1 protein-coding gene is annotated in these 1,898 nt (G+C 63.2%); it reads left to right on the plus strand.

The features are described 5' to 3' along the window. On the plus strand, nt 1-1,898 hold a 1,898-nt coding region (locus ACS603_RS23360; protein WP_474945013.1), incomplete at both ends, for an Ig-like domain-containing protein.

The following is a 1,898-nucleotide window of genomic DNA, read 5'->3' on the forward strand; positions in this document are numbered from 1 at the left end:
CGGAGTGCAGGGTGACAGCCAGACGAACGACACGACGCCGGTCTTTGCCATTACCACCGACAACGATGCGGTGAGCGTGATGGTCAGCATTGACGGCGGGGCGGCGGTGGCCGCGACCAAAGACGCGGACGGCAAGTGGCACTTCACCAGCAGCGAACTGGCCGACGGCGACCACAGCATCAGCGTGACGGTCACCGATCTGGCGGGCAACACCTCCAGCGCTTCCCTGACCTTTACGGTGGACACCACCCTGTCCGTTCCGACGATCGATCTGGCGGATGCGTCCGACAGCGGCAGCAGCAATACCGACAACGTCACCAACGACAGCACCCCGGTCTTTACGCTGGGCAATATCGATGCCGACGTGACGGACGTGCAGGTGCTGATTAACGGCACGGCCTACAGCGCACAGTTTGTGGACGGCAGATGGCAGTTCACCGCCCCGGCGCTGGCGGACGGGGACTACACCGTGACCGTGCAGGTGACCGACGATGCGGGCAACGCGCAGACCTCTGCAGAACTGCATGTGACGGTGGATACGGTGACCGCCGCGCCGGTGATCACATTAAGTGATGACACCGGCGTGCAGGGTGACAGCCAGACGAACGACACGACGCCGGGCTTTGCCATTGCCACCGACACCGACGCGGTGAGCGTGATGGTCAGCATTGACGGCGGGGCGGCGGTGGCCGCGACCAAAGACGCGGACGGACAGTGGCATATCACCAGCGGCGAACTGGCCGACGGGGACCACAGCATCAGCGTGACGGTGACGGATCTGGCGGGCAACACCTCAAATGCTTCGCTGACCTTTACGGTCGATACCACCCTGTCTATCCCGACGCTGGACATGGTCGACGCCAGCGACAGCGGCAGCAGCAGTACGGACAATATTACTAACGACAGCACCCCGGTCTTTACGCTGGGCAATATCGATGCCGACGTGACCGACGTGCAGGTGCTGATTAACGGCACGGCCCACAGCGCACAGTTTGTGGACGGAAAATGGCAGTTCACCGCCCCGGCGCTGGCGGACGGGGACTACACGGTGACCGTTCAGGTGATCGATGACGCGGGCAATATTCAGCGCTCCGCCGCGCTGGATGTGACGATTGATACCGTAACGGCTGCCCCGGTCATTACCCTTTCTGACGACACCGGCGTGCAGGGTGACAGCCAGACGAACGACACGACGCCGGGCTTCGCCATTACCACCGACACCGACGCGGTGAGCGTGATGGTCAGCATTGACGGCGGGGCGGCGGTGGCCGCGACCAAAGACGCGGACGGCAAGTGGCACTTTACCAGCGGCGCACTGGCCGACGGCGACCACAGCATCAGCGTGGTGGTCACCGATCTGGCGGGCAACACCTCAAATGCTTCCCTGACCTTTACGGTCGATACCACCCTGTCTATCCCGACGCTGGACATGGTCGACGCCAGCGACAGCGGCAGCAGCAGTACGGATAACATCACCAACGACAGTACGCCGGTCTTTACGCTGGGCAATATCGATGCCGACGTGACGGACGTGCAGGTGCTGATTAACGGCACGGCCCACAGCGCGCAGCTGGTGGACGGCAAATGGCAGTTCACCGCCCCGGCGCTGGCGGACGGGAACTACACCGTGACTGTCCAGGTGACCGACGATGCGGGCAATATCCAGCGCTCCGCCGCGCTGGATATGACGATTGATACCGTGACGGCCGCGCCGGTGATTACCCTTACCGACGACACCGGCGTGCAGGGTGACAGCCAGACGAACGACACCACTCCGGTCTTTGCCATTACCACCGACAACGATGCGGCCTCCGTAATGGTGGGCATCGATGGCGGCCTGGCGGTGGCCGCAATCAAAGATGCGGACGGGAAGTGGCACTTCACCAGCGGCGAACTGG

This window comes from Enterobacter sp. Li2LvB3 (genome assembly GCF_056156645.1).